At 71.8% G+C, this 7,349-nt stretch carries 5 protein-coding genes and 2 pseudogenes; 3 read left to right on the top strand and 4 right to left on the bottom strand.

Annotated elements, in window-relative coordinates:
* Positions 1-26 precede the first annotated feature (26 nt).
* From catC to B2P18_RS03760, 4 genes are all read right to left on the bottom strand, one after another.
* The gene (catC, locus tag B2P18_RS03775; protein ID WP_029210652.1) at positions 27-308 is read right to left on the bottom strand and encodes a muconolactone Delta-isomerase; all 282 of its coding nucleotides are present in this window, start codon (positions 306-308) and stop codon (positions 27-29) included.
* A gap of 49 nt (positions 309-357) precedes the next feature.
* Complete coding sequence (gene catA / locus B2P18_RS03770; protein ID WP_286955919.1) at positions 358-1,230, bottom strand: catechol 1,2-dioxygenase; 873 nt, start codon at positions 1,228-1,230, stop codon at positions 358-360.
* Positions 1,231-1,319: 89 nt separating this feature from the next.
* A complete protein-coding gene (locus tag B2P18_RS03765) occupies positions 1,320-2,486 on the bottom strand; it encodes a mandelate racemase/muconate lactonizing enzyme family protein (protein WP_029210650.1) in 1,167 nt (388 codons plus the stop codon).
* Positions 2,483-3,397, bottom strand: coding sequence for a LysR substrate-binding domain-containing protein (locus tag B2P18_RS03760; protein ID WP_029210649.1), 915 nt, complete (start codon positions 3,395-3,397; stop codon positions 2,483-2,485). Before B2P18_RS03760 ends, B2P18_RS03765 begins: the two co-directional genes overlap by 4 nt.
* A gap of 243 nt (positions 3,398-3,640) precedes the next feature.
* Between B2P18_RS03760 and B2P18_RS18755 the strand changes: the two are divergent.
* The 3 genes and pseudogenes from B2P18_RS18755 to B2P18_RS03750 form a co-directional block, all read left to right on the top strand.
* A pseudogene (locus B2P18_RS18755) lies at positions 3,641-4,732 on the top strand (Rieske 2Fe-2S domain-containing protein); the annotation flags it as partial.
* A gap of 303 nt (positions 4,733-5,035) precedes the next feature.
* Positions 5,036-5,407, top strand: a pseudogene (locus B2P18_RS18750) (aromatic-ring-hydroxylating dioxygenase subunit beta); the annotation flags it as partial.
* A 546-nt stretch (positions 5,408-5,953) separates the two neighbouring features.
* The coding region (locus B2P18_RS03750) for an SDR family NAD(P)-dependent oxidoreductase (RefSeq protein WP_286955915.1) at positions 5,954-7,349 on the top strand (1,396 nt) is incomplete at its 3' end.

Below are 7,349 nucleotides of genomic sequence, written 5' to 3'. Positions count from 1 at the left end.
GGTCGATGCCTCTACCGCCGGTAGGTCTAGGCGTGGATGTCCGAGGGGTGCGTCGCCAGCGGCGTGACCTCGACCGTCATGTACGCGAACAGCGGGAGCCCCCAGAGGATCTCGTGGAGCCGCTCGTTGCTCTCGACGTCGAAGATCGAGATGTTGGAGTACTGCCCGGCGCACCGCCAGATGTGCCGCCACTCACCACCGCGCTGCAGGTCCTGGGAGTACGCCTTCTCGCGGGCGATGGTGGCGTCCCGCTCCGCCGGATCCAGGTCGTGGGGGATCGCGACGTGCATCTTCACGGCATACAGCATGGTGGTGCTCCTCGGTGCGGGTGGTGGGTGACGGCAGGTGCGGGGACGGTCAGGCGCGGACCGGGTCGATCACGAAGTCGTAGTCCACGACCTTGCCCTGGCCGTCGGCCGCCGGCTTGGGGTCGAGCATGAGCTCGGGCTTGACCGCCGTCGCGATGTCGTCCTGGTTGTGCGGGTCGCCGGGGAAGTAGAGCTGCGCGGTGAGCAGCTCGTGGTCGGGCGCCGACACCTTGAGGTGCAGGTGGGCGGGGCGCCAGGCGTGCCAGCCGGCGGCGGCGATGAGCTTGCCGCACGCACCGTCGGTGGGGATCTGGTAGGGGGCGGGGACGATCGAGTGGATCTCGAAGCGACCCTCGTCGTCGGTGGTGAAGCTGCCGCGGAGGTTCCAGTCCGGCAGGCCGGGGGCGTACTGGCTGTAGAAGCCGTCCGCGTTGGCCTGCCACAGCTCGACCTTGGCGTGGGGGAGGGCGGAGCCGTCGGTGGTGCGCACCTGGCCCTGGAAGGTCATGGCCTCGCCCGGCTCGTCGTCGCGCATCGGGATGGTGCCGTGCGAGCCCTGCTCGGGCGACCCGGGCACGTAGTACGGACCCTCGATGGAGCCCTTGTTGCCCTCGCGGTGGTCGGTGTTGACGTCCTCGACGACGTGCTCGAGCCACACGTCGAGGAAGAGCGGCCACTCGCCGTCCTCGCCGACCTGGATCAGCCAGCTCTTGAGGGCGTCGTACTCCTCGTAGGTGAGGCGGTGCTTGCGGATGACCTCGTGCAGGGCCTGCAGCGCGTCGGTCGCGATGGCGTCCACGCGCTCCTTGGGCACGTCGAGCGCGCGCTGCTTCTTGCGGAAGGCGGCGGTCGCGTTGGCGCCGGAGTCGGCGGCGCGAGCCTCGAGCGTGGCCTGGGACGTCGGGTTGGTGTCGGTGCTCATGATCTCTCCTTCGGGTGGCGTCGGTGCCACCTGTCCGTGGTGGGTGCGGTGCGGTTCGTATGTCGTGCCCGGCGTGAGCCGGCGTGGCGTCAGAGGTCGACGCGGTAGTGCTCGAGCTTGTCCTCGTCGACGGTGACCCCGATGCCGGGGCGGCCGCTGACGGCGAGGGTGCCGTCCTGGATCTGCAGGGGCTCGGTGAGCAGGTCGTCGCTCATGTCGAGGAAGTTGGACAGCTCGCCCGCCCGCCGCGTGGTCGCGTCGTAGGCCGAGCCGAACGCGACCGCGCAGGCCGTGCCGAGCTGCCCGTCGATCTGGTTGCCCATGACGACCTCGACCCCGAGGCCCTCGCACTGGTGCAGGATCCGGCGGGAGTCGGTGAAGCCGGTGCGGGCGGTCTTGATGCTGATGGCGTCGGCCGAGCCGCCGAGGATCTCTCGGGTCACCTCGCCGGGGGTCGTCGCGCTCTCGTCGGCGACGGTGGGGATGGTCGTATGCCGGACCAGCCACCGCCGTCCGAGCACGTCGTCGGCGGGGCACAGCTCCTCGGCCGAGGTGAGGTCGAGGTCGGCCATGGCGTCGAGGGCGCGGGCGGCCTCGGAGGGCGTCCAGCCGCGGTTGCCGTCGACGTAGAGCTCCACGGCGTCGCCGAAGTGCTCGCGCAGGGCCCGGCACACGTCGACGTCGAGGCGGAAGGGGCGGCGGCCGACCTTGACCTTGAAGGTCGTGATGCCATAGGTCGAGCGCATCCGCTCGGCCTCGTCGACCATGGCCGCCGGGTCGGCGAAGCCGAGCATGTGGCTGACCCGCATCCGGTCGGAGTAGCCGCCGAGCAGCTCGGTGACCGGCCGCCCGAAGGCCTGGCCGATGACGTCCCACAGGGCCATGTCCAGGGCGGCCTTGGCCGTGGGGTTGCCGACGGTGCGGCGCAGGCGGGCGTGGATCTGCTCGCGGTGCAGGGCGTCGGTGCCGAGGACGGCGGGGGCGAAGATCTGCTGGATGACGGCGACGATCGAGGCCTGGGTCTCGCCATACGTGAAGGGACGAGGCGGAGCCTCGGCCACCCCGACGAGCCCACCGGCGGTGCGGACCCGCACGAGCACGTGCTCGGCCACGGAGACCGAGCCGCTGGCGAAGGCCAGGGGCTTGCGGTAGGGGATGGCGAAGGGGATGGTCTCGACCTCGGTGACGGTGAGATCGGCGGTGCCGGGGGTGCTGGTCGTCGCGCTGGTGCGGCTGGTGGGGGTGCTGGTGGTCATCGGGGGGCCTTCCGGCTCGGGTCGGCCTGCAGGAGGTCGTGCTCCTCGAGGGTCTGCACGAAGGCCTCCACCAGGGGGTTCGGCTGGTCGGCGCGCCAGGCGAGCGCCAGGTCGACGGTCGCGGTGCCGGGCAGGTCGGCGAAGGTCACGCCCTCGAGCCCGGAGGCGCGGGTGGACGCGGGGACCAGGGCGATGCCGAGGCCTCCGGCGACCAGCGAGAGCAGGGTCGACATCTCGGTGACCTCGTGCTCGACGGTGGGATAGAAGCCGGCGTCGAGGCAGGTGCGCACCACGGCGTCGGTGACCACGGAGCGCGAGCTCGGCGCGAGGACCACGAAGGACTCCTCGACGAGGTCGTCGACCGTGACGTCCGGGTCGCCGACGAGGCGGTGGCCGGAGGGGAGCGCGAGCACGAGCGGCTCGCGGGCGATCAGGCGGGTGCGCAGCCGGTCGTCGCGGACGGGCAGGCGCAGGATGCCGACGTCGATACGGCCGGCGTCGAGGTCCTGGACCTGCTGCGGGGTGAGGCGGTCGGTCTGGAGCTGCAGGCCGACGCCCGGCATCCGGGTCTTGACCAGGGCGGCCATGCGGGGGAGGTAGCCGTAGGTGGCGGACCCGGTGAGCGCGATGCGCAGGACCCCGACCTGGCCGCGGGCGATGCGGCGGGTGCGCTCGACGGTGTCGTCGAGGGCCGCGAGGGTGCGTCGGGCGTCGCCGACGAAGACCTCGCCGGCGGGCGTCAGGGCGACGGTGCGGGTGGTCCGCTCGAACAGCTCCACCTGCAGCTCGTCCTCGAGCTGGCGGACGGCCTGGGACAGGGGCGGCTGGGAGATGTGCAGCGAGCGGGCGGCGCGGCCGAAGTGGCGGTGCTCGGCCACGGCGACGACGTAGCGCAGGTGACGCAGCTCCATCGGTGACCTCCTCGTCAGCTGTCGGCGGTGCGTTCGACCTCCACGGTAGGCCGGGTGGATTGATCTACACAAATACCTGTTGCGGCCTCATTGATAGGCGCTGCGTGTCAATGGCACCCTAGGTCAACCCTGGGCAGATGACGGGGGCGGGGGTGCCTCGCGACCGTGAGAGTGGTGGGGAGCACGCGGCCAGAACGCCTCTGCCGCATCGCAGTCCGTGCCGACGACGCCACAGGAGGAACCATGCCGTACCCCACCGGCATCCCGAAGTTCGATCTGGACCAGGCCGTGGTGGAGCGCCCCGAGGAGGGCATCTACCGCGCCAACCGGGCGATCTTCACCGACGAGGAGCTCTTCGAGCTCGAGATGAAGCACATCTTCGAGGGCAACTGGATCTACCTCGCCCACGAGTCGCAGATGGCGAACCCGGGCGACTACTTCACGACCTACATCGGCCGGCAGCCGATCGTCATCACGCGCGACAAGGACGGCGAGCTGCACTGCCTGATCAACGCGTGCGCGCACCGCGGCGCGATGATCTGCCGCCGCAAGACGGACAACCGCACGACGCTGACCTGCCCCTTCCACGGCTGGACCTTCCGCAACGACGGTCGCCTGCTCAAGGTCAGGGACCCCGACGGCGCCGGCTACCCCGAGCAGTTCAACACCGACGGCTCGCACGACCTGACCAAGGTGGCCCAGTTCGAGAGCTACCGCGGGTTCCTGTTCGGCAGCCTCAACCCCGACGTGCCCTCGCTCGAGGAGCACCTCGGCGACGCCACCAAGGTCATCGACATGCTGGTCGACCAGTCGCCCGAGGGCCTCGAGGTCCTGCGCGGCGCCTCGACCTACACCTACGACGGCAACTGGAAGGTCCAGGCGGAGAACGGCGCCGACGGCTACCACGTGTCCGCGACCCACCGGAACTACGCGGCCACCACGTCGCGCCGCTCCACCGGCGAGTCCGCCAACACCACCAAGGCGCTGGACGCCGGCAAGTGGGGCAAGTCCGGCGGCGGCTACTGGTCCTTCGAGCACGGGCACCTGTCCCTGTGGACCTGGGCCGGCAACCCCGAGGACCGCCCCCTGTGGGACCAGATGGACCGGCTCAAGGCCGAGCAGGGCGACGCCAAGGGCGAGTTCATGGTCAAGGGCTCCCGCAACCTGTGCCTCTACCCGAACGTGTACCTCATGGACCAGTTCTCCACGCAGATCCGGCACTTCCGCCCGATCGCGCCGGACCAGACCGAGGTCACGATCTCCTGCATCGCCCCCAAGGGGGAGTCCGCGGAGTCCCGCGAGTGGCGGATCCGGCAGTACGAGGACTTCTTCAACGCCTCCGGCATGGCCACCCCGGACGACCTGGAGGAGTTCCGCTCCTGCCAGAAGACCTTCCTGGCCACCGCGGCCCCCTGGAACGACATGAGCCGCGGCGCCGAGCACTGGCTGACCGGCCCGGACGACGTCGCCCGCTCCCTCGGCATGACCAACGTCCGCAGCAGCGGCATCAAGAACGAGGACGAGGGCCTGTACCCGTCCAGCACGGCTACTGGCTCGAGACGATGCGCCGGGCCGTCGAGACCGAGCGCGAGGCCGCGGCCGCGCGCACCGAGCCCGCCGGCGCCTGAGGAGACGACGATGACCACCACCGAGCTGACCACCACCGCCCAGAGCACCAGCGCCCAGAGCACCATCACCCAGACCAGCATCGAGCAGTTCCTCTACCGCGAGGCCCGCTACCTCGACGACCGCGAGTTCGAGAAGTGGCTGAACTGCTACGCCGACGACGTCGTCTACTGGATGCCCACCTGGGCCGACGACGACCGCCTGACCAGCGACCCGCAGCGCGAGATGTCGCTGATCTACTACGGCAACAAGGGCGGCCTCGAGGACCGGATCTTTCGCATCCGCACCGAGCGGTCCAGCGCCACGAGCCTGCCCGAGCCGCGCACCAGCCACAACATCACCAACGTCGAGGTGATCGAGCGCCGGGGCGACCTGGTGGACGTGCCGCCCCGGCCGAGCCCGGCGAGGGCGGCGACCGGGCACCCGGCGGGACGCCCGCCGACGAGACGGTGACCGACGCGGACGCGGCATACGGCAGTGGCACGGCAGCCGCCGCCGACGGGACCGTGGGTGGAGCAGCCGAGCCGGCCGTCCAGGAGACCGACCCCGAGACCGGCCTCACGCAGGTCGCGGCGCCCACGGTCGGCGTCCAGGTCACGGGCGCGGGCGCGGTCCTGCTCGAGGACCCGAGCGGTCGCGGGCTGGCCGGCCAGGAGATCTTCGCGGCCGACGCCGAGCTCGCCCCGCTGGGCTCCGGCGGGTCTGGTCCGGAGCGCACGGACCCCACCGACCCCTCAGACCCCACCGAGCGAACCGCCACGGCCCGGACCCTCATGGGTCAGGACCTCTGGCCCGCCCGCGAGCGACGACGGGCAGCCCGCCGCGCTCGACGAGGCCTCCACGCTGGTCACCGACCCCGACGCGCGCAGCCTCGCCGGTCAGGCGATCTTCGCCGCCGGGGAGATCGAGCCGCTGCACGAGCCCCGGCCCGTGCCTGCGGCGGCGACGACCGACGCGGGCGGGACCACGGCCGGCGCCGGGAGCACCGACGTCACCGGGACCGGCACCGGTGGCTCCGAGATCGGCGAGGAGCACCCCGACGTGGGGGAGTCCGACGCGATCTTCGAGGCCCGCGAGGCCCTGGAGCTCGGGGCGCTCGCCCTCACCATCGGCCGGCTGTCCACGACGCAGCTCGCGGGCTACCGCCTGCTCGCCGAGGCGACCGTGCCCTACGTCCAGGGCGACCGGTTCGTGGACGCGGCGGCCTACACCGAGACCAACGCGGCCTTCCACGACTACCTGTTCACGCTGACCGGCAACGAGCACCTGCTCCAGGCCTACCAGCGGCTCGGGGTGCGCGGTCACATGGACCAGACCCTGCGCAACGCCACCTGGTGCGACCCCCGCTGCGCCCAGGACCACCTCGACATCGTGACGGCCTTCGAGGGTGGCGACCGGGACGCCGCTCGCACCCTGATCAGCGAGCACGCGGCCCGGTCCAACGAGACCACCCGGCGGGCCATGCGCGAGCAGGCCGCCACGCGCCGTCCGGCGTTCGTCACCCCGGGCCGGTTCGCCGGCCAGGTCGTGGTGGTCACCGGCGCCGCGCAGGGCATCGGCGAGGCCGTCGCCCGGCGGATCCACGCCGAGGGTGGCGCCATCTGGTTCAAGCCGTTCCAGGAGTTCACCCCCGAGCAGATCGACGCGGAGATCGCCCGGTCGCTGATGACCACGCTCTACGGCTGCCGCGCGGTCCTCGAGCCCATGGTCGAGGCAGGCCGGGGCACGATCGTCAACGTCTCCTCGATCGCCACCGGAGGCATCCACCGGGTGCCGTATGCCGCGGCCAAGGGCGGCGTCAACGCCATCACCCGGGCGCTCGCGGTCGAGGCGGCCGAGCACGGCGTGCGCGTCGTCGCCACCGCCCCTGGCGGCACCGAGGCGCCGCCGCGACGGGTCCCGCGCGGTCCCTCGCCGGAGGGCGAGGCCGAGCAGGAGTGGTTCCAGGCGCACATCGACCAGACGCTGGCGTCGGCGCCGATGCACCGCTACGGCACCCTCGACGAGCAGGCCGCGGCGATCACCTTCCTCGCCTCGCAGGAGGCGGGATACATCACCGGCACGGTCCTGCCCGTCGGTGAGGAGACCTGGGCTAGCGCGTGCCCTAGCCTGTGGCAGATGAGCGACGGTGCCACGGCGAGCCGATGGGTCGACCCAAACCAGGCGGCGAGCCTGCGGGACGCCCTCGGTGAGCTCGTGGCCCGCCCGGGAGGACTGGTGGTCGTGATCGGGCCGCTCGGATCAGGACGCGACGCCCTCACCGACGCCGCCGTCGAGCAGGTGTCCCGACGGTCGGGCCTGCAGCCCCACGTGCTGCGGGCCCGAC

The sequence above is a fragment of the Arsenicicoccus sp. UBA2120 genome (assembly GCF_002330965.1).
In the GTDB taxonomy this organism is placed as follows: domain Bacteria; phylum Actinomycetota; class Actinomycetes; order Actinomycetales; family Dermatophilaceae; genus Arsenicicoccus; species Arsenicicoccus bolidensis.
The sequence above is the reverse complement of the archived record's forward strand: the minus strand, read 5'-3'. Positions and strand labels throughout refer to the sequence as shown.